This is a genomic window from Pirellulales bacterium (assembly GCA_036267355.1).
Classification (GTDB): domain Bacteria; phylum Planctomycetota; class Planctomycetia; order Pirellulales; family DATAWG01; genus DATAWG01.
This window is the reverse complement of sequence record DATAWG010000020.1, coordinates 23,011-47,105: the sequence shown is the minus strand read 5'-3', so window position 1 is coordinate 47,105 and position 24,095 is coordinate 23,011. Positions and strand designations below refer to the sequence as shown.

The 24,095-nt window shown below is 61.9% G+C and carries 17 protein-coding genes and 1 pseudogene; 13 read left to right on the top strand and 5 right to left on the bottom strand.

Going from position 1 to position 24,095, the window contains the following annotated elements:
* The first annotated feature begins 148 nt into the window (after positions 1–148).
* The 5 genes and pseudogenes from VHX65_03200 (at position 149) to VHX65_03180 (ending at position 9,225) form a co-directional block, all read left to right on the top strand.
* Positions 149–1,060 carry a prepilin-type N-terminal cleavage/methylation domain-containing protein gene (locus VHX65_03200; protein ID HEX3997538.1) on the top strand — a complete coding sequence of 304 codons (912 nt, stop codon included), beginning with the start codon at positions 149–151 and terminating at the stop codon, positions 1,058–1,060.
* Positions 1,061–1,118: 58 nt separating this feature from the next.
* Positions 1,119–2,159, top strand: coding sequence for a prepilin-type N-terminal cleavage/methylation domain-containing protein (locus VHX65_03195; protein HEX3997537.1), 1,041 nt, complete (start codon positions 1,119–1,121; stop codon positions 2,157–2,159).
* On the top strand, positions 2,159–3,499 hold the full coding sequence (locus VHX65_03190) for a prepilin-type N-terminal cleavage/methylation domain-containing protein (GenBank protein ID HEX3997536.1): 1,341 nt from the start codon (positions 2,159–2,161) through the stop codon (positions 3,497–3,499). The genes VHX65_03195 and VHX65_03190 overlap by 1 nt, the downstream gene beginning before the upstream one ends.
* Positions 3,453–3,896, top strand: a pseudogene (locus VHX65_03185) (four helix bundle protein). The gene VHX65_03190 and the pseudogene VHX65_03185 overlap by 47 nt, the downstream one beginning before the upstream one ends.
* A gap of 73 nt (positions 3,897–3,969) precedes the next feature.
* On the top strand, positions 3,970–9,225 hold the full coding sequence (locus VHX65_03180) for a hypothetical protein (protein ID HEX3997535.1): 5,256 nt from the start codon (positions 3,970–3,972) through the stop codon (positions 9,223–9,225).
* Positions 9,226–9,374: 149 nt separating this feature from the next.
* Here the strand turns inward: VHX65_03180 and VHX65_03175 are convergent, their stop codons facing one another.
* On the bottom strand, positions 9,375–10,586 hold the full coding sequence (locus VHX65_03175) for a lactonase family protein (protein ID HEX3997534.1): 1,212 nt from the start codon (positions 10,584–10,586) through the stop codon (positions 9,375–9,377).
* Between the two features lie 603 nt (positions 10,587–11,189).
* Positions 11,190–12,992, bottom strand: coding sequence for a hypothetical protein (locus VHX65_03170; GenBank protein ID HEX3997533.1), 1,803 nt, complete (start codon positions 12,990–12,992; stop codon positions 11,190–11,192).
* 381 nt (positions 12,993–13,373) lie between these two features.
* Between VHX65_03170 and VHX65_03165 the strand changes: the two genes are divergently transcribed.
* The 3 genes from VHX65_03165 (at position 13,374) to VHX65_03155 (ending at position 16,092) form a co-directional block, all read left to right on the top strand.
* On the top strand, positions 13,374–13,814 hold the full coding sequence (locus VHX65_03165; protein HEX3997532.1) for a DUF393 domain-containing protein: 441 nt from the start codon (positions 13,374–13,376) through the stop codon (positions 13,812–13,814).
* Between the two features lie 365 nt (positions 13,815–14,179).
* A complete protein-coding gene (locus tag VHX65_03160) occupies positions 14,180–14,548 on the top strand; it encodes a hypothetical protein (GenBank protein ID HEX3997531.1) in 369 nt (122 codons plus the stop codon).
* A 116-nt stretch (positions 14,549–14,664) separates the two neighbouring features.
* Positions 14,665–16,092 carry a class II fumarate hydratase gene (locus tag VHX65_03155; GenBank protein ID HEX3997530.1) on the top strand — a complete coding sequence of 476 codons (1,428 nt, stop codon included), beginning with the start codon at positions 14,665–14,667 and terminating at the stop codon, positions 16,090–16,092.
* 135 nt (positions 16,093–16,227) lie between these two features.
* On the opposite strand, the gene mqnC is transcribed toward VHX65_03155, so the two are convergent.
* Together mqnC and VHX65_03145 are read right to left on the bottom strand one after the other, a co-directional pair.
* Positions 16,228–17,307: a cyclic dehypoxanthinyl futalosine synthase gene (gene mqnC / locus VHX65_03150; GenBank protein HEX3997529.1), complete on the bottom strand. Its 1,080-nt coding sequence runs from the start codon at positions 17,305–17,307 to the stop codon at positions 16,228–16,230.
* 202 nt (positions 17,308–17,509) lie between these two features.
* The gene (locus tag VHX65_03145; GenBank protein ID HEX3997528.1) at positions 17,510–18,343 is read right to left on the bottom strand and encodes a menaquinone biosynthesis protein; all 834 of its coding nucleotides are present in this window, start codon (positions 18,341–18,343) and stop codon (positions 17,510–17,512) included.
* A gap of 221 nt (positions 18,344–18,564) precedes the next feature.
* On the opposite strand from VHX65_03145, the gene rpmF reads away from it, so the two are divergent.
* From rpmF to fabF, 5 genes are all read left to right on the top strand, one after another.
* Entirely contained in the window at positions 18,565–18,744 is a 180-nt protein-coding gene (gene rpmF / locus VHX65_03140; protein ID HEX3997527.1) for a 50S ribosomal protein L32, read from the top strand.
* Between the two features lie 135 nt (positions 18,745–18,879).
* Complete coding sequence (gene fabD / locus VHX65_03135; protein ID HEX3997526.1) at positions 18,880–19,791, top strand: ACP S-malonyltransferase; 912 nt, start codon at positions 18,880–18,882, stop codon at positions 19,789–19,791.
* Positions 19,792–19,902: 111 nt separating this feature from the next.
* Positions 19,903–20,694 (top strand): 3-oxoacyl-[acyl-carrier-protein] reductase, encoded by a 792-nt coding sequence (gene fabG / locus VHX65_03130; GenBank protein ID HEX3997525.1) that lies wholly within the window; start codon positions 19,903–19,905, stop codon positions 20,692–20,694.
* 398 nt (positions 20,695–21,092) lie between these two features.
* A complete protein-coding gene (gene acpP / locus VHX65_03125) occupies positions 21,093–21,329 on the top strand; it encodes an acyl carrier protein (protein HEX3997524.1) in 237 nt (78 codons plus the stop codon).
* A gap of 10 nt (positions 21,330–21,339) precedes the next feature.
* Positions 21,340–22,587, top strand: coding sequence for a beta-ketoacyl-ACP synthase II (gene fabF, locus VHX65_03120; GenBank protein ID HEX3997523.1), 1,248 nt, complete (start codon positions 21,340–21,342; stop codon positions 22,585–22,587).
* Positions 22,588–22,844: 257 nt separating this feature from the next.
* Here fabF and VHX65_03115 read toward each other — a convergent pair whose 3' ends face one another.
* Positions 22,845–24,068, bottom strand: a complete 1,224-nt coding sequence (locus VHX65_03115) for an ABC transporter permease (protein ID HEX3997522.1) — start codon at positions 24,066–24,068, stop codon at positions 22,845–22,847.
* Between the last annotated feature and the right edge of the window lie 27 nt (positions 24,069–24,095).

Sequence of the window (24,095 nt, the reverse complement as noted above, 5' to 3'; positions counted from 1 at the left end):
TGTGACCACCAAAACCACAAACAAGACGAGCCCGAAGCGCGAGCGAGGGACAAAACTGGCCCGACGCGCGAGCGAGGGACAAAACTAGCCCGACGCGTTAGCGAGGGACCACCACGTCGCAGACCCGCATTTACTGGACTTTGTTTCGATGAACGTCAGACACACTACCGAAGATCGTGGGCATCGCGCTCGGCGGGCCGGCTTCACGCTGGTCGAGCTGCTGGTGACGATGGGCATCATGGTGGTCCTGGCGGCGCTGGTGGCGGTGGCGGTCGGCGGGGCGCAGGAGTCGGCCCAGATCGCTCACACGCGGGCGGTCATCGCGCGAATTCACACCTTGCTGATGGACCGCTACGAATCGTATCGCTGGCGCCGATTGCCGATCCAGATCACGCCGGGAAGCTCGCCGGCCGTGGCCGCGCAACTGCGCTGCAACGCGGTCCGCGAGCTGATGCGGATGGAATTGCCCGACCGTTGGACCGACATCACCGACGCGCCTGCCGTGCTATCGGGCCGGACGGCCGCCGCGCAATCGTATTACACCTATTACACGAGTGCGAACCCGACGGACGCGACGTATCAAGGCGCGGATTGCCTCTATTTGATCGTCACGATGGGCCTGGAAGAAAACGACATCCTGGAAAACTTTTCGCAGAGCGATATCGGCACCGATCCAAAGAATCCCAAGATGCAGTGTTTCATGGACTCGTGGGGCTTTCCGATTCAATTCCTGCGCTGGGCGCCCGGCTTCAATTCGCCGCTGCAGCCGGCGAACTCCACGGACCGCGATCAAACCGATCCGACCGGCGTCTATGGCAGTCCGCCCGCCACCTTTGCCTTGTATCCGCTGATCTTTTCGGCCGGCCCCGACACCTTGTACGACATCACCCTCGACACATCGACGCCGCTGCGCTATTCGCAAACCACTCCGCCGAACAATCCGTTCGTGAATGTCGGCACGTCGAATGCGCTCGGCACCCCGGCAATCTCGCCGACCAACACGACCGGCGTGCTCGGCAGTTATGACAATGTCACGAATCAGGCGCTGGGGGTGCATTAGGAGGGACGAGGGGCGAGGGACGAGAGGCGAGGACAGACGAACAAAAATGGGCACGACGATGAACCTCAAACAAATATCAACCGGCGCTGTGGCTCGCTTGCGGTTTCGCGCGTCGACCGCGGCGCCGCGTCGCGGGTTCACGCTTATTGAAATGATGGTCGTCATCCTGCTGGTCACACTGCTCACATCGATCATGATTCCGGTGTTGTCGGCGGCCAGCGACTCTCGGCGGGCGCGGGAAGGGGCGCGTGTTTTGAGCACGATGCTGGCCACGGCCCAAACGCAAGCCGAGGTGAGCGGCCGGCCGGCTGCGGTGTGGATTCAACGCTTGAAGAACAGCACGGGGGCCGTGGTGAATTCGTCGGCTGCGATGGAGCTCTACCTCGCGGAAGTTCCTCCCCCGTATCTCGGCGACACGCTGACTTCCACGGCAAGCATCAACGGCAGCACGGTCACGTTCAGCAACGCCAGTCTCACCAATGCGAATGTTCAAGCGGGCGACGTGATCCGCTTCAGTTACCGTGGCGAATCCTTCTATCTCAGCAATATCAACGGCAACTCGGCCACGATTGCGCCGCTCGATCCGACGCAAACCTATCCCCCCGGCGCAAGTCTGCCGTTTCAGATTTATCGCCGCCCGATCAAGTCTGCCGCTTCGGCGGTGCAGCTTTCCGATGGCGTGGCGATCGATCTCGAATTTTCCGGGGCCGATTTCAACTCCAGCATGACCGGCTTCAACAATCCGTTTACCGCCGGCGCGGGCGACGCCGGCCAGATCATCATCACCTTCGCCCCCACCGGTTCGCTCGACCTGGTGTATATCGTGTCGTCCACGGCATCGACGCAGGTGTTCCGGCCCGTCTCGGGTGTTTATCTGCTGATCGGCCGGATCGACAGCATTCCAATCCCGCCCGCCACGACGCCGACCAGCCCGAACCAGTTCAACTGGCAGGATTTCAATTCCCGTTGGGTCGCGGTCGGCCGGCAATCGGGATTGGTCACTACCTCCGAAGTGGCCTCGGCTGCCACCGGCACGACCGCCAACGTGATCACCAGCCTCAGGCTCGCGCGCAGCAGCCAGAACACAGGAGGCAATTGATGAACAGGCTAGAGGCTACAGGCTACAGGAAGGGGCGAGGGACGGGGGGCGAGGGGCGAGGGGCGGGGATTGCCTGCGCAGCGCGCCGTTGGGTAGGAAAAATAGTACCCGTTCCGACGGACGCGCGAAACCGCAAGCGCGGTGCCACGCCGCTTGGTCCTCCGCCGCGCTTGCGGTTTCGCGCCTTCTTCCCCCGCCCCTCGCCCCTCGCTTCTTCCCGCCGCGGCATTACGCTGCTGGAAGTGATGATCGCCGTCATGGTGCTAGGCATCGGACTGATCGGCGTCGGGGCGCTGGTGTCGGTCGGAGCGCTGCAGGCGCAGCGGGCCAATGTCGATGACCACAAGGCCATTCTCGGGCAGGCGGTCGTTCGCGAAGACCGTGCCCGGGGAATGCTGCACGCCGAATCGTGGCTCACCACCGGCGGCTCGTATTACATGACCACGTCGAACGGCTCGACGACCTTCCCCACCGCCAGCGCCGTGGGCCAGCCGAATCTGCAGCCCGTGGCAATCGATCCCTTGATGGTGGCGGCATTCGGCAACACGGTGACGACGTTCGCAAGCGGCGGCCAAGCGACGATGCCGCGGCTGACGATCGGCTCGCTCGGCTCCGGCGTTTCGCTTTCGACGACGAGCGCCGGCACGGCGTTCAGCTCGCCGGCGGCGCAGGCCTGCGTGTCGGAAGACGACATGAAATTCACGATCTCGACCACCAACGACGACCTGCTCCCCACCGGCGGCTACAACTCGATCAGTACGAAGCGCGAATTCATCGGCCAATATTCGTGGATGCTGACGCTCGTGCCCGTCTACGGCGATTGGCAGCCCACCGAAAATCGCAACCTGATGACGATGTCGGTCGTGGTGTTCAATCAACGGCAATTTGCCCAATCGCCCTACACGGCCGCGGCTCCGAACCCGCCTACCGAGCGGGCATGCCAGGTGACGGCCGTCGGCGGCAGCGGCTACGGCGGCGGCGACATTACGCTCAGCGGTTCGTCGTCGGCCGCGCTCAATCTCCGCGTCGGCGAGTGCCTGATGCTCGGCTGGATGCAAAAGGACGTGCCCGCCGACAGCAACGGCAAGATCACCACGTTCAGCCCATCGGCCACCTACGGCACTCTGACGCGGCCGATGTTTCGCTGGTATCGCATCCTCAACGCCGGGCCGCAAGCCGGGTCGGGCAGTTCGTGGACGAGAAACGTCACCGTGGCCGGCACCGATTTGAATCTGCCCCTGGTCTCCTCCGGCAGCATGTACGCATTCATCTACGACGGCGCCTGCGCGGTGTATGAACGAACCGTGCGCCTGGAGGGGCCGTCGCTGTGGACGAACTAGGAAGGGGCCGGGGGTCGGGGGGCCAGGGATCAGAGACGAGGGCAGACGTGAAGATCCGATTTCAAACTTTCGGCAACTGAAGGTTTGGCAACTGTCAATGGAAATTGCCGCCAATGTGTACCGACTCACATCGCGATTTCCGAAACATGAACTGTATGGCCTGTCCAGCCAAATTCAACGTGCGTCCGTATCGATTCCCTCGAACATCGCGGAGGGAAACACTCGTCGCAGTACGAAAAAGTTCTTGCATCATTTGTCGATCGCGGCGGGCTCCCTCGCCGAAGTCGAAACGCAATTGCTGCTCGCAGCCAAACTGAACTATGGAGACAAAGAACAGATCGAGGCGATCCTTGCCCAGGCGGCCGAACTTCGAAAAATGCTCTGCGGCCTCGAACGCTCGCTTCGATCAAGACTCGAATTGCTTTCCATTTGCGTCTCTGACCCCCGTCCCCTGACCCCTGACCCCTCCCATGTACCGCCGCCCCCGCCGCCGCCGTCGCCACGGAGTGCTCCTGCTCGTCGTGCTCTGTGTTCTATTCATGTTCCTGCTGTTGGCGATCACCTATGCGGTCGTGGCCAGCAAGGAACGATCGATGACGCGGAATGAAGCGCGCTTCGAGCGTTCGAGCGATCCGCCGAATTTTCTGCTCGACGAAATCGCGATGGTGCTCTTCCGCGACACGAACGATCCGCATTCGCCGTTCCGCTCGTGGAGCCTGTTGGAAGGGATTTACGGCAACGTCAGCTTCCGCGGCACCGTGAGCGGCACTCCGACGCCGCAAGCCGGCGGACAATTCCTCCAATTCACGCCCACAGGGCTGAACGTCAATGGGACGTCCGTGACTTTCAACTCCACGCCGAATTATTACAAAGGCTGCGTGCTCACGATGCTCACCGGTCAATGCGCCGGCCTGAGCACGCGGATCGTCGCCTCCGCCGGCGGAAGCTCGCCGTCGGTGACTGTGATGCGCTTTCAGGCCGATGCGGGACTCTACGACCCCGCGGCAAACGACACGTTTCTCATCAATGGCCGACCGTATTGCGGCATGGGCCGCGGCTACAACACCGCGCCCGCCAACGCCACCGACCCGGCCAACAACGCGATGGAGATGGATTCCACCACCAACAACCAGAGTTGGCCCTACGCGCTATTGCTCAATCCGGTCGGTTTTCAGGGCAATGCCACGTATGGCAGCGACCCCGGCGGCCCCGGCGGCGCGAATATGGATTACACCGCCCCCGACTACAACAACTGCTACCTGGGCTTGATGCTCAATAACACCACGATCAGCCAGTCGGGCATCCTTCCCTCGTTTTTCCGCCCCGCGCTCTACAACTATTGGAACACACAGGTTCCGAACCTGAGCACCAACGCGCAGTTGCTCCGCAAGATTTCATTCCGACCCAACATGGTGGATCATCAAGCGTTCGTCACGAACACAAACCCGAGCTTTGCCGCGGGCAATCCGGCAAGCCAGTTCGACGTCGATAATCTCGGCGGCGGCGTTCCCGATAGCATCTGGATCGATCCGGGCCTGCCGGTGATGACGGCCCGCGACGGCCGCACTTACAAGGTGCTCGTTGCCCCCTGCATTCTCGATCTCGATGGCCGTATCAACGTCAATGCTCATGGCAGCGTGTTGAACTTCGACACGAACGTCTATCCCACGACTCAAAACGGCGCCACGGCCACGGCGAACGGCACGGCCGCCATCGCCGGCCTTGGCAGCGGCAGCCTCAGCGGCGCCAACGCCCAGCCGATCGGCCAGGGCTACGGTCCGGCCGAGATCAATCTGAACGGCATTTTCTCCGCGGCCGAGGTGAAGGCGATCATCGAAGGGACGGGAAACTGGTCGGGGCGCTACGGCGGCCCGCCGGCCACCACGTTCTCGGCCTGGCCGAATACGACCTATTGCCGTCCGCTGGAATTGCTCAAGCTGTTCGAATATCCGATCGTCGCGGCCCAGACCGACAACCCGCTCACCACGCTCACCACGTTCATGTCGCCCCCCGATCTCAAAGGGCGGCGCCTCATGGTGCTCGATCCGCGCGGGCAGGTGAACTTCATCACCCCCGGCTCGACCCCGCAAAGCAGCACGTATTGGAGCAACGAAGTTCAAAGCCGCGGCACGATCGCCGAAGCGCCTTACTCGCTCCGGCTGGATCGCAGCGTGCCCCGCGTCGGGCGCTACGTGTCGCAAGTGCAGATCGACAATACGTTCACCGTCGGCGAGCTCGAACCCATTTTGCGGCAATACGACGCCGATCGGCGCACCCTGCCCCAACGGCTCTACAGCATTTTGACCTCGGTGCAAACCAACGCGAATCAGCGCAACAAGATCACCACCGACAGTTGGGACTATCCGGGCCCCAGCCTGCAAGCCCCGCGCGGCCTTCGCTCCGGACTGGCCGCCAACGGTTATCGGGCCTATGGAATCACCGATCTGTTGAACGCCAAGTTCGCGCAGAATTGCCCCACGCTGGTCGGCAATACAGTCGAGATCGCCAAATTGCTGCCGCCGGAGATGATCGCGGGGTTGCGGATGGATATCAATCGGCCGTTCGGCAATGGCCGGTCCGACTCCGGCGGCGTACCGGATTCGCCGGGCGGAATCAGCTCGAACAGTCCATCCGCCCCGGACGCGAATCCAGAAACCTGGAATCCGGTCGAAGGCATTTATCCAAGTAGCTCGGGTTTCTCCGCCGCCGTGCCGCTGAATCTCACCAACTGGAACACCTCGATCAATCCGGCCGATCCGCTGATGAGCACCACTAGGCTGCCGGTTGGCGTGAAGGCCCGCGAATTGATGGCCCGGCAGCTTTACGCCCTGATGATGCTGTTTGCGGATCAGCAGTTCGCCGGCTATTCGACCGAAGCCGGACTGACAGCCGCTCAGCAGCAGCAGCTTATCGCCCGCCGCATCGCGCAATGGGCGATCAACGCCGTTTCGTTCCGCGATGCGACATCGATCATGACGCCGTTCGTGTACCAATGGGACATTTATCAGCAGGGCTACCAGGGATGGCTGGTCGACGGCGATCCGGGGAACACGTCCCAAGGCTCGCCGAACTACGGCGTGGTGTGGGGCTGCAAGCCGCCCGACGCGGTGCTGACCGAGACGCTCGCCTTCCACGATAAGAAAATCGGCGACACGGCCTGGGACAACGGCGCCAACGGCCCACATAAGATCGCCGACAAGCCGCCGGACAGCGGCGGAGCGCTCGGCTCGCCGAACTTCGACCAGATCGAGATTCCACAAGGCTCGGGGTTCCTCGAAATCAATTGCACGCGCAATCCGAATTTGAACCCGCTGGTGACCGCGACGTATGAAGGCGCCGCGCCCTCGGATCTTTATTCCAAGAATGCCGCCGGGCAATACTGCCTCGACCTTGGCCGCATGGCCCCCGATGGCAGCCCGGTGTGGCGGATCGTCATCAGCCAGAGCCGCATAGCAAATGCGAATGACGACATGTTGACCCAGTCGGCGAACAATCCCGATACGACCACCTTCGAGCCGACGACCGATCAGACCGCTGGCGCCGTGCCCTGGCAGCAGATGAACCTATTCACCGCCGCCAAGAATGTGGCGATCGAGCGCGTCATTTGGCTCGGGCAAACGCCGCCGCCCGCCGCCACGCGGCAGAATCTTTCGCCCGGCTGGCAAGCCGCCGCAGGGGCGCAAATCTATTACAACCGCAGCGGCGATGTCCTCGTTGCGCCCGGCAGCTATGCCGTGATCGGACCGCGGGCGACAACGTATGTCGGCTCGTCCGGCAACATCACCACTTCCACGGCCGGAACGCCGCAGTGGGGCCAGGCGCCGAAGCAATCCATCCTGGTCAGTTCGTCGGTCTATGTTGCCGACCAGAATGGTTCGGCCAACGGCATCCCCAACCCGCCCTCGGGAGCGTACAAGACGGGGACAAATGCGGCCGTGGGAATGATCGTCGCCGCCGATCCGCCGACTGCCGCGGTGTGGTCCAATTCCACGGCAATGGCGGGGCAGACCACGGTCGGCATCGGCTTCAACATCTCCGAGCCGCTCCCCGCCAGCGGCAGCTATTACCCGCAGCCCACCGTGCTCAACGCGTCGACCGGCCTTTACAGCGCGTATGGCGATCTGACGCAGAAAAACTCGGGCGAATACTTCCTCGATCAGCCGATCGAGGAAAACGGCTCGACCTACGCCACTTTCCCGCTGATGAAGGACGCGATCACCAAAACCGGCACGACGCAAAACTACAAAACCGCGTTTCTGCAACGCCTCGCCGATCCGACCTCGGGCTACGACGCGCTGCGGAATCCGTATCTCACGGTCGATTGGATGCCGATGGATCTGACGGTGTTCAACGGCGAAGAGGTGCCGAGCAACGCCAATCCGCAAGACACCCCGGCTACTTCGCCCGTCGTCTACTTCAACACCCGGCAGCGCGGCGGCAGCAATGCCCAAGCGCTTCCCACTCCGCCGACCTACAACATCTGGTCGCCGATTCAATCGGGCGATTCGCTCGGAGTGCAAACGCCGATCGCCGCCTCGACCGCCTCGCCGCAGCCCAACTTCCCCTACCGGCTGCAACACACGCTGGGCTATTTGAACCAAGCCTATGGCCCGGGAATGATTGCCGGCCTCGCAGCCGGGCAGGCCGTCTCGGCGCAATACATTGGCGATCCGCAGCACCCGTTCCCCTGGATCGATTGGAACGCCCGGCCCTATGCCAGCACGATGGAATTGCTCAACGTGCCGGCCAGCTCGCCCGACCGGCTGTTGTTCGAGTTCAACACGCCGGGCACGACGACGCCGACAAGCACCAACCCGTTCACCGTGGCGGGAGTGAATGCGTATGCTCCCGGCGGCGCTGCCAATATCCGCGCCCCGTTCGGCCACTTGCTGAACTTCTTCAACTCGGCAAATAGCTCGTATGGCGCAGGCACGTCGTGGAATCTGTATCGCATATTCGATTATCTGCAGGTTCCCTCGCGGTTTGTCGGTTGCGAAACGTATTTGAACCCCACCTACTTCCAAGCAAATGGCAGCGGCGGCGCCCCGACGGCCTACTTCCTGCCGCCGTTCAACTACGTCTCGAACTATCGCGAGCCGGGCAAGCTGAACCTCAACACGATCAGCGATGCCAATGTGTTGAGCTGCCTGATGAACGGAATCGCGACTCCCACGTTTGCGCAGCTTTGCGATAGCCGTCGTTGCGACGGCGGCGCGACCGGCGCAGTGGTCAATCCGGCGACGACGCTGCCGACCTATTTCGGCAATCCGTTCCGCTCGGCCGCCGGTGCCGATCTGGTGCCGATCCCGGCGATGATGCACGCCAATGTAAATGCCACGCTGATGCGGGCCAGCAGCTCGACGCCCGACAGCGCGACGGCGCCGCTATTCGCCGGCAACACATCGGTTTCTGATTGGAATAGCGCCACGCGCAATTCCTACTTCGCCTATCAAGGCTTGGAACGGCTGCCGAACAATGTCACCACGCGGTCGAACGTGTTCGGCGTGTGGCTGACGATCGGCTATTTCGAAGCCGTGCCGTGGGGATCGGTCGACGCGGGCCATCCCGACGGATACCAACTGGGCGAGGAACTCGGCTCCGACACCGGCGAAGTCGAACGCCATCGCGCCTTCTACATCTTCGACCGCTCGATCCCCGTCGGCTACGAACGCGGCCAAAACCACAATGTAAACCGCGCAATCGTGCTGCGGAGGTACATTGAATAGGGTGAGGGTAAGGGGTGAGGGCTTGTGAAAGAATGAGGACTGGCTCCGGGGCCGGTCGAAAAAGACTGAATAAAAGGCTTTCCACGAGGTGCCTGTCCCCATTCTTTCACATCCACTGAGGGGTGAGGGGTGAGGAACGTGCGAAAACCCTATTCTAGAATCTTGACGCACACCGGCTTATCGACCTCTACGGTGATGCCCGTCGGAATGAGTCGGCCCGTTTGGCGGTCGATCCGAAACACGACCACATTGGCCGAGTCTTGATTCGCCGCGATGAGCCAATCGCCCGACGGATCGATGTCGAAGCCGCGCGGCGTGTGGCCGCCGCTCGATTGGTAGCCGATCGGCGTCAGCCGGCCGGTCTGCTGGTCGATCGAAAACATCGCCAGGCTATCGTGGCCGCGATTCGAGCCATATAGAAATCGCCCCGACGGATGGACCACCAGTTCGGCGCAGGAGGTGCCCGTCTTGGGCAGTTTGGCGTCGGCCGGCAGCGTGGAGATCGTTTGCCGCGATTCCAGCCGGCCATGCGCGGCGTCGTAGCTCATCAGCGCGATCGTCGAATTCAGTTCGTTGATCGCGTAGACGAATTTTCCGTTGGGATGGAAGGCCAGATGCCGCGGGCCGGCCCCCGCCGCGGCGGCCAGCCACGGCGGATCGTTCGGCGAAATTTTTCCATGCTCGGCGTCGAAGCGATACACGAACACGCGGTCCAATCCCAGATCGGCCACGAGCGCGAAGCGGTTGTCGGGCGACATTGCCACGCCATGCGCATGCGCCTTTTTCTGCCGCGCCGGATTCGCGTCCGCGCCACGATGTTGCACGAAATCGCTCGGCCGGCCGAGCCGGCCATCGGCTTCGATCGGCAGCACCTCGACGCTGCCGCCGGTGTAGTTGGCGACGATCAAATTCTTGCCTGTGTGATCGACCACGAGATGGCAGGGAGCTTCGCCGCCGGACGATTGCTGATTGAGCGGCGAAAGAGCGCCGGTGGCCGGGTCGCGGGAAAACGCGCTGACCGAGCCCGCTTTCTGCCCCTTAAAACGATCCATCTCGCCGACGGCGAACAGCAGCCGCTGCGCCGGATCGGTCGCCACATACGACGGATTGTCGCTGGGCGTCACGCCGGCCGCTTCCAGCTTGCCCGATGCCCGATCCAGGCGAAACAGATAGATGCCGCGGCTGGTGCCATTGGTGTACGGGCCGATGTAGACGAAGGCCCGCTTGGCATGGTGATCGGCCGATGGGTCGTCGGCGGCGCGGGCCGCCGGCGCTCCGCTCGCCAAAGCAGCGGCAGCGAGCAGGCATGTCAGTGCGGAAAAGCAAAACGGGTGCAGTCCGATCGCGTGGGATGTGTTCATCGGGGGCGAGTTTTCTTCGGGTGAAGGGTGGAAGGTGCGGTTGGCGACATGCAACTGCTCGCAGCATTGTAGGCGACCCCTCAAACCTCGCCAATCAGCACACTAGCCCGAAGCGTTAGCGAGGAATTATTGACAGACGATACCCCCCTTTGCATTTCGCGATCGACAGCGGTGCCACCGGAGACGAAGCGTTAGCGAGGAATTATTGACAGACGATACCCCCCTTTGCATTTCGCGATCGACGGCAGTGCCACCGGAGACGAAGCGTTAGCGAGGAATTATCGACAGACGATACCTACCTTTGCATTTCGCGATCGACGGCAGTGCCACCGGAGACGAAGCGTTAGCGAGGAATTATTGACAGACGATGCCTACCTTTGCATTTCGCGATCGACAGCAGTGCCACCGGAGACGAAGCGTTAGCGAGGAATTATTGACAGACGATACAGCCGCCGCCTCGCGAACGCTTCGGGCCAGTGTTGCGAAGTCGAGCCCGCAGCGCTAGCAAGGAAGCCTTATCCCGTGCATTCAAAGTTTGAGGCTTGTGCGTTGCGCCATCCTCGCGAACGCTTCGGGCTAGTGTCGCGAACCGTTACCGCTGATTTAATTCCCTTCCCGCAGCGAATCGAAATATTCTTTGGCGAAATCGCGCTGGCTGCGCGGGAGGCGCTGGCCGGTGAGCGGGTCGGAATCGTCGTGTTTGGCGCTATCGAGTTGGGCCTGGATTTCGGCCCGCACGTTGCCTTTGCTATTCGGCCCATCGGCTTCGCCGGTGATGATCGCGGCGCCATGACCGATTTTTTGGGCGACCTTCGAGTCGTAGAATTTCACGCCGTTGGCGCCTTCCGAGCGGCGGCCCGATTCCCTGCCTCGTTGGTTGCCGGCCGCATCGCCGGCGACCATGCCGTTGTCATCAACTTCGTTGCCGCTGCCGTCGCGTTGGCCGCCCTCCAGCAATGCATCGCCATCGGCCATTTCGTCGCTTAGCTCGCTGCCGTCTTGTCGGCCGCTGCCGTTTTTAGCTCTCTTGCCCTTTTTGCCGTTGCCATTTTTGCCATTGGCCAGTTGGCCGCTGCCGGGCTGTTTGCCGCCGTCGTTCTTGCCATCCTTATCACCGGTCATCGACGAGCGGCAATCGGTAATTTGATCGAGCGATTGATCGAGCATGGTTTGCTCGTCGGCCTGCCGCTTGAGCGATTGAACTTGCTGGGCCAAGTCGTTCAATGATTGGGCCGCCTCGCCGGGCTTTCCCGATTGGAGCGACTTCGAAATCTGGCCGAATTTGCCGGCCATTTGCTTGAGCTCGTTCATTTGCGGCGATTGTTGCCGAAGTTGGTCCAATTGCTTTTGCAACCGTTTGGCGTCGGCCATTTGGCCCGCGTTTTTGAATTGCTCGATTTGCTTTTTTAATTCCCGTTGCACCTGCTGGTGCTTGTCGGTCGATCGGTCGAGCGTTTGCTTCATGTGCTCGAGTTGCTGCGCCATTCGCTGTTGCTCGTTCGGGTCGAGCTTGTCGGCTTTGAGCGCGTCTTGCAGCTTTTCGAGTTCTTTGAGCGCCCGCTCGAATCGTCCGTTCTTCATGGCGTCGGCCAGCTTTTCGGCCGGCCCGCTTTGCATGTCTTTCATCTGGCCGAGCTCTTGCTTCAGCTTTTCATCGCCGCCGAGCTCTTTCTTGCGGGCCTCGAGTTGCTTTGCCAGGTCGTTGAGGTCGACGAGTGCCTGTTTGCGATCGACGCTTTGCTTTTTGGCGAGTTCTCGGACGCCCTGTTCGACTTTTTTGAACAGATCGCCGGCATCGGCAAGCCCCTTTTCCGCGGCTTCCTGCCGCTGCTGTTCCAGCTTGCGGCGCAGCACCTCGGCCGACTGATGGATTTGGGCGACCGTTTGCGGCGACACCGTGGCGGCGGCTTCGGTCGGGCGAACTTTGTCGGAGAGAAACGTCAGCCCGAACACCACAACTGCCGGCACGAGCGGCAGTAGGCTGCGCTTGCCGAGTGGAACGGCGAACCGGCTTGCAATATCAACGCGCTCGAGCCGCCGCAACGCGTCGCTCACCAGCGCTTGCCCGGCTTCGGTTTCCAATTCCCGCGGCGAGAGCGACAACACGCTCGACACCCGCTCCTTGAGCGCGAAACGCCGATCGATTTCGATCGCCGCAAACAGCGGATCGCGCCGGGCGAGCCAGGTGCAAACCGCCGCCGCAACGAAGCCAACCAGCAGGGCGCTGCCGATCCAGGCAGTCGCCCAGATCCGGCCATCGAGATGGAGCGGAAACAATTTCCGGGCCGCCAAGCCAATCGCGGCCACGGCCAATGCTGCGGAGAGCGACCATGCCAAGGCGGCGAAAAACTGCCCAAGAATCAGCCGCCGCCTGGCACGAGCCACTTGCTTACGAAGCGTGTCCATGATTCAAGGTTGCTCCGAGCGAAAGCACGAGATGCCGGACAACAGAGCCGGTAGAGCGGCCCGCCCGCCATTATAGACGTTCCCCGCACGGTTTGCGTTGCATCGCAATCGGCTTTTTTGTTCGGTTCGCTGTTTCGGAAAGATGGGTTGTATTGCCCAATTTCCCCGGCCGGATGAAGGCAGCGGTTAGTACGGTATAATTTTTAGCGGTTGAAGGATTGATGGTAGGAAGTGGAAAGCCGGTTCGCGCTGCATCCTCGCTAACGCTTCGGGCTAGTATTTCACCTCGCTGACGCTTCGGGCTAGTTTTTCACTTCGCTGACGCTTCGGGGTAGTATTTCACCTCGCTGACGCTTCGGGCTAGTATTTTGGACACCTCTTATGGCCACCGTCGAAACCATTGAAAAACCGCTGCCGACGCCTGCCGAGCGGCCGGACGCCGATGTCGTGATCTTCGACGGACATTGCCGCATGTGTACGGCCCAGGTGCGAAAGCTGCCGTGGTGGGATTGCCAGCATCGGCTGGCCTATCTTTCGCTGCACGATCCGGAAGTGGCTCGGCGGTATCCCGATTTGTCGCACGCTGCGCTGATGAAAGAGATGTACGTCGTCGACCAAAACGGCGTGCGGCATCGCGGCGCCGGTGCGATCCGCTATCTCTCGCGGCGACTGCGCCGGCTGTGGTGGCTGATGCCGCTGTTGCACATTCCCGGCAGCTTGCCATTGTGGCAATGGCTCTATCGCCAGATCGCCAAACGGCGATACCTTTTCGGCCGCACCGACGATTGCGACAACGGCAGTTGCCGGCTGCACGGGAAATGATCGAATCTGATGGTCGATCGGCACGCCACTCGTCAAGATCGCTTGCTCGACCGTTTGCGCAACCTCGGGTAAAATGTGTCGGATCAGAATAGGACCGACCCTATTGGTCGTCGCTGTCGCGGAGGGATTGGTGGGCAAGAAACGATCCGACCGGCAATGGAAATGCACGACGAAGCCGCGCGGAAGCTGCCCCAGCGGTTGTCAAAAAGTTTTCGCAGGCTTCGGCACGACAAGAGCGGATGCGCTGAACGCGTCGGAAGGGGCATGCCAAAGGGCCGGCTGCCACGCGCCCAGGCCAGCATCCGCTTGGCTGCAATTGTGGTCACACTTGGTGTTACCGGCGGCCGAACTGACAAGGCTGAACAATGAAAACGATGCAATCGTTCAAGTTTGGTGATGAGGATTTAAACAGCCGCTTGCTCGCGCTGCTCAAGAAGTCGCATATCAAGCACAGCGTCGATAAGCAAGGGGTCATCCATTATCCGTCGGGCGAGGCCGATCTGGTTGAAAACGACCTTCTCTGCTCAGTTCGCGACGCGGTCTTTCCAAGATGGCAGGTGCTTACCTGTCCGCCTGAGTGGATTGAGTCCTACAAGCTCTACATGCGCGGCCATCAGATTCCATTCCATGAGGAATTGAGCAACGGCAAGGTTTGGTTTCTGCTGCCGCGTCGATTCCGACCTCATCGATGGAAGCTCGACCTCTCGGCGCACGCCGACCGCATAGCAGTTTGACCGCGGTCGCGTTCGGATAGGTCCTGCGAATGACGATCGGTCTCGGCCAACACATTCGCCATCTTTCGCGGATCATCCTCGACCGGCTATGATCCTCGGCTGGAGGAAATTCCTTTATGGCTACGAACGAATTTCGCGTTGAACACGATTCGATGGGCGATGTGCGTGTGCCCGCCCAGGCGTATTACGGGGCGCAGACGCAACGGGCCGTCGAAAATTTTCCGATCTCGGGTTGGCCGCTGCCGCCGGAACTGATCCACGCGCTGGGCCGCGTGAAACGGGCCGCCGCGATCGCCAATCGCGATCTCGGCACGCTCACCAGTGGCAAGCGAGCCCTTTCGGCGGCGCAGATCGACGCCCTGTTGGCCGCCTGCCGCGAAGTGATCGAAGGAAAATTCGACGATCAGTTTCCGATCGACGTTTTTCAAACCGGCTCGGGCACATCGAGCAACATGAATGCCAACGAGGTGATCAGCAACCGGGCCATCGAACTCACCGGCGGCGATCGCTTCGCCCAGCAGAAGCCCATCCATCCAAACGACCACGTCAACATGGGCCAATCCACGAACGACATGTTTCCCACGGCGATTCACGTGGCCGTGGCGGTGGCCATTCATGGGCAACTAATGCCGGCGCTCGAACGGCTGCAATCGGTTTTGGAAGCGAAATCGCAGGCTTGGGACAAGATCATCAAGATCGGCCGCACGCATTTGGCCGATGCGACGCCGCTACGGCTTGGTCAAGAAATCGGCGGCTGGGCCCGGCAAATCGAATTGTCGGTGGCTCGCGCTCGGCGCGCGGCCGAGGCCGTGTATGAATTGCCCGCCGGTGGAACGGCCGTCGGCACCGGCATCAACACCCATCCGGAATTCGGCCGCCGCGTGGCCGCCGCGCTGGCCGAGGAAACCGGCATTCCGCTGGTCGAAGCCGCGAATCATTTCGAGGCCAATGCCCAGCGCGATGGCTTGGTCGAGTGCCACGGCGGCCTGCGGGCGATCGCGACCACGCTCTTCAACGTGTCGAACAATCTGCGCTGGCTCTCCTCCGGCCCACGCTGCGGCTTCTATGAAATCAAGCTTCCCGACCGGCAGCCGGGCAGTTCGATCATGCCGGGCAAGGTGAACCCCGTAATGTGCGAAAGCATGATGCAAGTGTGCGCGATGGTGATGGGCAACGATCAGGTCGTGGCCATTTCGGGCGCGTCGGGCGGCCAGTTTCAATTGAACATCATGATGCCGGTGATGGGCAACGCCACGCTCGAAAGCATTCAGCTACTGGCGGCCGCGACGCAGGCGTTCGTCGATTTTTGTGCCTCGGAGATGGAAGCCAATGCCGAAAGCTGCGAGGCGAGCGTCGAAAAAAGCTTGTCGATGGTGACGAGCCTGAATCCCCACATCGGCTACGAAAAGGCGGCAGCCATTGCGAAAGAAGCATTTCGCACCGGCAAGACCATCCGCGAGCTCTGCCAAGACCAAAAGATTTTGCCGGAGGAAGAGCTCGCCCGCGCCCTCGATCCATGGAGCATGACGGAGCCGCACGGATGATCGGCCATGCCCGCGTTCTCTAGGCTCGAACGAAAAATCGCTTCACCGCAACTCCCTCTCCCCTTGCGGGAAAGGGCAGGGTGAGGGGTCTGGAAAACGGACGTTATTTTTCGATCGAGCCTTAGCGGGGCAACGCTACGCCGCTTGATCGACGAGTTGATAGAACACGTTGCGGCGACGGGGAGTGTAACCAAGTTCGGAAATCGCGCCGCGGATTTCGTCGAGCGAAAGGTGGTGCACGGTGCCGGCCGCCGACACCACATTTTCCTCAATCATCAGGCTGCCCATGTCGTTGGCCCCGTACACCAGGGCCAATTGCCCGATCTTCAGCCCCTGCGTCACCCAACTCGACTGGATGTTCGCGAAATTGTCGAGATACAGCCGGGCCACGGCTTGCGTCTTCAAATAGTCGAACGAGCCCGCGGCCGGCAAATGCGCCAGATCGGTGTGCTCGGGCTGAAACGACCAGCAGATAAACGCCGTAAACCCGCCGGTCTCGTCCTGCAATTGTCGCAATCGCTCGAGATGTTCGATTCGCTCGGCAAGCGTTTCCACATGGCCGAACATCATCGTCGCCGTGCTGCGGCCGCCGAGTTGATGCCACACGCGATTGACGTTCAGCCAATCGTCGGTCATCACCTTGCCGCGGGTGATTTCGCTGCGCACTCGATCGACGAGGATTTCCGCCCCGCCGCCGGGCAAGCTTCCCAGCCCGGCCGCCTTCAGCCGCTCGAGCGCCGTTCGTAGCGGCAATTTTGAAACCTTCGTGAAATGATGAATCTCCGGCGGGCTGAAGCCGTGCACATTCACCTGCGGAAAATGCCGCTTGATATCGCGCAATAAGTCTTCGTACCATTCGATCTTGAATTCCGGATGCAGGCCCCCCTGCATCAGAATCTGATCGCCGCCGAGATCGATCGTTTCTTGGATTTTTTGCAACAGCACATCGCGCTCGAGCACGTAGCCTTCTTCATGCTTCGGCTTGCGATAGAAAGCGCAGAAATCGCACACGGCCGTGCAAACGTTCGTGTAGTTGATGTTGCGATCGATGTTGTAGGTGCGATACGGCTCGGGATGCAGTCGCCGTGTCACGGCGTCGGCCGCCCGGCCCAGCGCCGCCAGATCGTGCGACTCGAGCAGCCGCAGCCCTTCATCGGGCGACAGCCGCTGGCCGGCGACGGCTTTTTCCAAGAGTGGTTCGAGGGAGGAGGGCATAGGGGTCAGGGGTCAGGGGTCAGGGACGAGGAAAATACAAGCCCGACGCGTTAGCGAGGGTGAACCGCCGTTTGACATTCATTTTCTTGTTTGTCGTTCCTGGGCCACGACCGATGCCGGCGCCTCCGAGCACGTCGCGCTAGCAAGGGAATGCCGTCCGGCATCCTTGCTTGCGCTGCGGGCTCGCAATGCGCACTTGGGTCTAGATGGATTGCCTTGCGGATCCTACAAAAGGTCGCGGTGGATTTTCCAGGTTCCGCGCCGAGGGGGCCAAGCCGAGGCCAACGGCCAAATCGTAGAACCGCTTCAGGCCGGCGTGCTCCTCGTCGCCGAGGGAAAAGTGCAAATTATCGCGCAGGTACGAAACGCATTGCGGCACCGTGAGCCCGAGCGGCGCCGCCTCGACCGCGGCGATGCCCGCCACATGGGCAACGCCCAGATCGCGCGATTCGGAAAGCGCCGTTTCGAGGCCGTTCAATTCCGTGTCGGCCCGGGCCGTCCACATCGCGAACACGAAGGGGACCCCGGCCCACGCGACCCAAGCGTCGCCCAGATCCCAAACTTCCGCAAACGGTCCTGGAGGCGAGTGCATGGCCCGGTCGCCGATCAAGAGCACCGCATCGGCATCGCTCGAATCGAGGCAAGCGCCGATCGCCAGCGGCTGTAACCGCGGTTCGACTCCGAATCGCTCCTTGAGCAATATCCGCACCAGTGCCGCGCTCGTGCGCGATCCTTCATCGAGGGCCAGCCGCTCGATCCGCTCGGGCGCGACGCGGCTAAACAGCTTTACGCTCAACACGGGCCCGCGGCAGGCGATACAAGCATCCGACACGATCCGATAATCGGGATTCTGAAAAAACTCGACCGACGGAATCAGGGCCACATCCAAACTGCCGGCCGCCAGCCGATCGGCCAACCGGCTCGGCAAATCGAACACAATTTGCGCCTGCGGCGCGAGCCGATCGAGCCGGTAGACCAGCGGTTTGGTATTCAAATAATTAACGGCCCCCACTTGAAGCCGATCACTGCGGTTCATGGACCACGCTCCTCTTCTCTCTTCTAACGCGGATTATAGGCCCCTCGTTGCACGCTTCAAATGGGCGATCGTCCTACCGACGGAACCGGAAACGGCGAGCGATGTTAACTTTCGTCGATGCCTCTCACCGCCTTGACACCCCCGTAGCCCGCGTTTAGATTGGGCGGTTTGCATTTTCCCGGCGGAATGCGACCGGGGGATTTCAGGTTGGGTGAGCGATCATGGCCGTTCCAAAGCGCAGACAGTCGAATTCCAAAACCGGTAGCCGGCGGGCCCACGATGCCAAGAAGCCGCGGCAACTGACCTATTGCCGGCAGTGCAGCACCGCTGTGCCGACGCACATGATTTGCCCCAAATGCGGCCTATACATGGGCCGCACCGTCGTTGAAATCAAGGAATGACCCCGGGGGCCTGGGCTATTCGACTGCGCGAAACCGCAAGCGAGCCCCGATGCCAATCGACGGGGTAGCTCGCTTGCGGTTTCGCGCCGTGCCCGTGCTGGATCGCATCCCGCGGCCCCTAACCCCTCCGCTGCTTTGAGCAAAATCGCATTCCTCTTTCCGGGCCAAGGGGCGCAAACGGTCGGCATGGGGCGGCAATTGGCCGAGTCGCTGCCGGCCGCCCGGGCGCTGTTCGATCGGGCCAACTCGCTGTTGGGCTACGATCTGGCGAAAATCTGCTTCGAGGGCCCGGCGCACGCGCTCGATTCGACCGTGCATAGCCAGCCGGCTCTGTTCGTCGCCGGCTTGGCGGCCGTTGAATCGCTGAAAGCCGGCAATCCCGCAGCGGTGGAAAACTGCCAGGCGGCTGCCGGACTGAGCCTCGGCGAATACACGGCACTGGTTTTCGCGGGCGCAATCGAATTCGAAGATGGATTGCGTGTCGTGCAAACACGCGGCGAAGCCATGCAAGACGCGGCCGACCGAATGCCCAGCGGCATGGTGAGCATTTTGGGCCTGGATCGCGTGGCGGTGGAACAACTGTGTGCCGACGCCAGCGGGGGCGAGCTTTTGCAAGTGGCCAACCTGTTGTGCCCAGGGAATATCGCCGTTTCGGGCACCAAGGCAGCCTGTGCCCGAGTGGCCGAGATGGCAACGGCGGCGGGTGCGATGCGGGCAGTGCCGCTGGCCGTGGCGGGCGCGTTTCACACGTCGATCATGCAGCCGGCCGTCGAGCGATTGGCGGCAGCCTTAGCCGAGGCGCCGATTCGGCGGCCGCGGATTGCGGTCGTGTCGAATGTCGACGCGCAAATCCACGACGACCCGCAAGAGATCCGCAATTTGCTGGTGCGGCAGGTGGTCAGCCCCGTATTATGGGAGGATTCGCAGCGCGCGCTACTTGCCAGCGGCTGCGATGAATTCTATGAAGTAGGGCCGGGCCGCGTGCTGCGGGGACTGCTGAAGCGCATCGAGCGCAAGATTCCGTGCCACGGCACGTTCGATCAGTAGGTCAGGCTGTTCAGCCTGACGCGAATTGCCGCAAGGAACGAGAATGCTATCCGGTTCTCACGGTTCTTTGTCAGGCCGGAAAGCCTGACCTACAAAAATTGAGCCATCACGATGAGCAAGAAACCCGTTGATCCCAATGCTCCCGTTCCCCGCCTCACCGTCGATCTGGCTGGGCAAGTCGCCCTGGTGACCGGGGCATCGCGCGGCATCGGCCGATCGATTGCCGAGGCCCTCGGTCGCTGCGGGGCGCGCATCGCCTGCGTGGCTCGAAACGTCGACAAGCTTGCCGAAACGGTGCAAGCGATCCAAGCCGCGGGCGGGTCGGCCGAGGCCGTGCCCGGCGATGTCACCGATGGCGAAGCGGTGCAAAAGCTCGTCGATTCGATTGCCGACGGCTGGGGCCGATTGGATATTTTGGTCAACAACGCCGGTGTGACCCGAGATACGCTGCTGCCGCGGATGACCGACCAGCAATGGGACGAAGTTTTGAATACGAACCTGCGTGGCACATTCCTGTTCACCCGCGCCGCGACACGGCCGATGATGCAGGCTCGCTACGGCCGGATCATCAATATTTCGAGCGTTTCCGGGCTGCGGGGCAATCCGGGGCAAGCGAATTATTCGGCCTCGAAGGCGGCCGTGATCGGATTCACGCGCACCGTGGCTCGCGAATTGGCCAGCCGCAAGGTGACGGTGAACGTCGTGGCCCCGGGGTTCATCGATACCGAAATGACCGCCGCGCTTGGCCCGGTGATGCTGGAAGAAATCACCAAGCGGATGATTCCCGCCAAGCGGATGGGCCAAGTGGAAGAAGTTGCCGATGCGGTGCTCTATTTCGCCTCGCCGGCCAGCGGCTACGTGACCGGCCAAGTGCTGGTGGTCGACGGCGGATTTGCAGTGTAGAAGGCTATGAGGCGTTAGGCTATGAGGCTTTGGCTGTGAGGCTTTGAGGGACGCGAGGCTTTGAGGGACGCGAGGCTTTGAGGGACGAAGAAACGGCCGGACGCTTGTGCGTCCTCACAGTCTCACGCCCCTCACAGCCTCACAGTCTTCCCCGTGAGGACGCGCCAGCGTCCGACATGCCCGCGTACCTCAAGCCTCACAGTCTCAAGCCTCACAGCCTTCCGTCTGGACACCAGAGGCGAAAATCGCTATATCTTGACCTGACTTGCGGAATTCCTCTATCTTAGTGGGCTTACCAGGAAGGCGGCACACGGAGCGGTAGGAAAATCGCTGCTCCTTTTGGCCGGGCGTGCACTTCATGCCTGGCCTCAAATCGGACTAACAGAAGGAACCAGAAGGTGGCTTCCGTCAAAGAACGCGTTATCGACATCGTCGCCGAGCAACTAGGGGTGAACAAGGAGCAGATTACACCCGAAACCTCCTTCGTCAACGACCTGGGGGCCGATTCGCTCGACGTCGTCGAGCTCGTCATGGAACTCGAAGAAGAGTTCGACATCAATATTCCCGACGACGCAGCCGAAAAGATCACCACGGTCGGCCAGGCCGTCGATTATATCGAAAAAACCCAATCCTGACCGAGTGCGCATGAAACGGCGGGTTGTCGTAACCGGTCTTGGGGCGGTCACGTCGCTGAGCTTGAAGGTCGACGATCTTTGGCAGCGGATTTTGCGTGGCGAAAGCGGCATCCATGCGCTGCGCCTGTTCGACACCACGCAGTACAAAGTCCGCTTCGCCGGCGATATCTACGATTGGTCGCCCGGCGAATACATCTCCGGCAAAGACGAGAAGCGAATCGATCGCTTCACGCAGTTCGCCCTCGTCGCCGGCATCGATGCGGTCCGCGATTCGGGCCTCGATTTCTCGCGCGAAGATCCCTTCCGCTGTGGCGTGATCCTCGGCTCCGGAATCGGCGGGCTCAACGAAATTGAAGCCCAGCATTCGCGGCTCGTGCTGCGCGGGCCCGATAAAGTGTCCGCGTTCACGATCCCCAAATTGATGGTCAACGCGGCCAGCGGCTGGGTGTCGATCGAATATGGCCTCCGCGGCCCGAACACCGCCGTGGCCACCGCCTGCGCCAGCGCCGCCAACGCCATCGGCGATGCCATTCGCACCATCGAGCGCGATGAAGCCGACATCATGATCACCGGCGGCACCGAAGCCGCCATCACGCCCATGGGCATCGCCGGCTTCTCGAACATGCGGGCCCTTTCGGAGCGCAACGACGAGCCCACCAAAGCCAGCCGCCCGTTCGACCGCGATCGCGACGGCTTCGTGCTCGGCGAAGGGGCCGGCCTGCTGGTGATCGAAGAACTCGAACACGCCCGCCGCCGCGGTGCAAAAATCTACGCCGAGCTGCTGGGCTACGGCGCCAGCGCCGATGGCAGCCATATCACCGCACCGGATGAAAACGGCGTCGGCGCAGCCAAGGCGATGGAGCGAGCGCTGGCCGACGCGCGGCTGCCGCCCGACGAGATCGTGTACATCAATGCCCATGGCACCAGCACTCCGCTCGGCGATTTGGCGGAAACGAAGGCCGTCAAAACGATCTTCGGCCCGCACGCCAAGAAGCTGAGCATTTCCAGCACGAAGAGCCAATTGGGGCATCTCTTGGGGGCGAGCGGCGGCGTGGAATTGATCTTCTGCGTTCTGGCGGTCGGCAAAGGCATCATCCCGCCGACGATCAATCTCGACACTCCCGACCCGGAGTGCGACCTCGACTACACGCCGCATCATCCGCGCGAGCGCGACGTGCCGATCGCCATGAGCAACAGTTTTGGTTTCGGCGGCCACAACGCGTCGCTCATCGTGGGCCGATTGCGCGGCCTGGCCTGACAAGCCGCGCCGCCGTGCCGTGGGTTTTCCGCTCGTCGCCGTCTACCGTGATGACGATCGTTCCCTCGGTGCCGGGCGGGAATTCGCACTCGTCGCGCAGGATAAACCGATTTATCTGCACGATCGACGTCGCGCGTCTTCTCCCCTCTCCCCACTGCGGGAGAGGGGCCGGGGGTGAGGGGGTTTTTGCCGCGAGAACGTCTCGGCCTGAAAGGCCGATTCGACCAGCCCAGGCCGGAGCCCCGCGAGCAGCCGCATCACCGGCCTAAATGGCGGAAGCGGTCGATGGCGGCAGCGATTACGATCGTGGCCCCGATGAAAATCGGCTGCACATACGAACTCAGGCTGGCCATCGTGCAGCCGGTGTTCAAGAATCCGAGCATCAAGACGCCCAAGATGCTGCCGGCCACGGTTCCCTCGCCCCCGAACAGGCTCGTGCCGCCGATCACGACCGCCGCGATCGCCGTCAGTTCGAGCCCCTCGAAATTCGTCGGCCGGCCGCCAAGCGTGGCGGTCATCATCGCCCCGGCAAGGCCTGCCGTCGCGCCGGCGATGATATAGCAAAGCGTCTTCCACCGCTCGACGTGTACGCCGCACAGCCGGGCCGTTCGCTCGTTCGAGCCGATCGCGAATGCATATCGGCCGAACACGGTGAAATGCAACAGCGGAATCGACACCACGACGACGGCAAGCGTGATCCACAGATTCGGCGACAATCCGAAAAGCCACGTGCCATAGTGCAATTGCGAAACGCTGTCGGGCAAGTTCGGCACCGGGATTCCGCCGGTGATATAGAGCGTCAGTCCGCGCACGGCGCCGAGCGTTGCCAATGTGACGATGAAGGGAGGGAGCGAAAGCGTGGTGATCAACGTGCCGTTTAGCAGCCCCACGAGTGCTCCGGCGGCGACGCCAACGAGCAGCGCGGCAGACACCGGCATCGGCGCTATCGTCGCCCCGGCCAACAGCCGCCAGATCAAAATGCCGGCAATAGCCGCCGCTGCCGCCGAGCCGACCGCCCAGCGCAGGGCCCGCAGCCGCTGCCAGCCGCGTTGCAATGTCCAACCGCCGACGCACAGGCCGGCCAAGAGCGCCATTCCGCCGGCGATCACCAGCGCTCGCTGCCAATCGAAAACGGGAAACTGAGTCCCCGCGGCGGCCATCGCGCAACAGACCGAGGCCAACCCCATCGTGCTGCCCACCGATAGATCGATGCCGGCGGTGATGATGACAAAAGTTGCTCCGATCGCGGCGATCAAATAGTGATAGTTGTTTTCGAAGACGCTGCGAAAGGCCTTCGCCGAAAGAAACGTGTAGGGCTGCCACGCGCCGAAAATCAGGATCACGAGCGCCAGCCCGATCAATGGCCCGGCAACGCTGCCGAGCGAACGCAGCAATCCGTGCAATGCCGCTTCGCCGTCCCCCGCAACGGGACGCGGCGAAGTGGGCGAGGGGAAGTCGGAATTGCTCGCGTCGTTCGGCATGGCTGGAGTCAAAAAGTTGCTGAACCG

Bases quoted from the DNA above. Each gene is read 5' to 3' on its own strand.
- mqnC (HEX3997529.1), bottom strand. From the start codon at position 17,307: ATGCCCTCCTCCCTCGAACCACTCTTGGAAAAAGCCGTCGCCGGCCAG.
- VHX65_03190 (HEX3997536.1), top strand. From the start codon at position 2,159: ATGAACAGGCTAGAGGCTACAGGCTACAGGAAGGGGCGAGGGACGGGG.
- VHX65_03155 (HEX3997530.1), top strand. From the start codon at position 14,665: ATGGCTACGAACGAATTTCGCGTTGAACACGATTCGATGGGCGATGTG.
- VHX65_03160 (HEX3997531.1), top strand. From the start codon at position 14,180: ATGAAAACGATGCAATCGTTCAAGTTTGGTGATGAGGATTTAAACAGC.
- rpmF (HEX3997527.1), top strand. From the start codon at position 18,565: ATGGCCGTTCCAAAGCGCAGACAGTCGAATTCCAAAACCGGTAGCCGG.
- VHX65_03115 (HEX3997522.1), bottom strand. From the start codon at position 24,068: ATGCCGAACGACGCGAGCAATTCCGACTTCCCCTCGCCCACTTCGCCG.
- VHX65_03195 (HEX3997537.1), top strand. From the start codon at position 1,119: ATGAACCTCAAACAAATATCAACCGGCGCTGTGGCTCGCTTGCGGTTT.
- VHX65_03175 (HEX3997534.1), bottom strand. From the start codon at position 10,586: ATGAACACATCCCACGCGATCGGACTGCACCCGTTTTGCTTTTCCGCA.
- VHX65_03180 (HEX3997535.1), top strand. From the start codon at position 3,970: ATGTACCGCCGCCCCCGCCGCCGCCGTCGCCACGGAGTGCTCCTGCTC.
- VHX65_03200 (HEX3997538.1), top strand. From the start codon at position 149: ATGAACGTCAGACACACTACCGAAGATCGTGGGCATCGCGCTCGGCGG.
- VHX65_03170 (HEX3997533.1), bottom strand. From the start codon at position 12,992: ATGGACACGCTTCGTAAGCAAGTGGCTCGTGCCAGGCGGCGGCTGATT.
- VHX65_03145 (HEX3997528.1), bottom strand. From the start codon at position 18,343: ATGAACCGCAGTGATCGGCTTCAAGTGGGGGCCGTTAATTATTTGAAT.
- VHX65_03165 (HEX3997532.1), top strand. From the start codon at position 13,374: ATGGCCACCGTCGAAACCATTGAAAAACCGCTGCCGACGCCTGCCGAG.
- fabG (HEX3997525.1), top strand. From the start codon at position 19,903: ATGAGCAAGAAACCCGTTGATCCCAATGCTCCCGTTCCCCGCCTCACC.
- fabF (HEX3997523.1), top strand. From the start codon at position 21,340: ATGAAACGGCGGGTTGTCGTAACCGGTCTTGGGGCGGTCACGTCGCTG.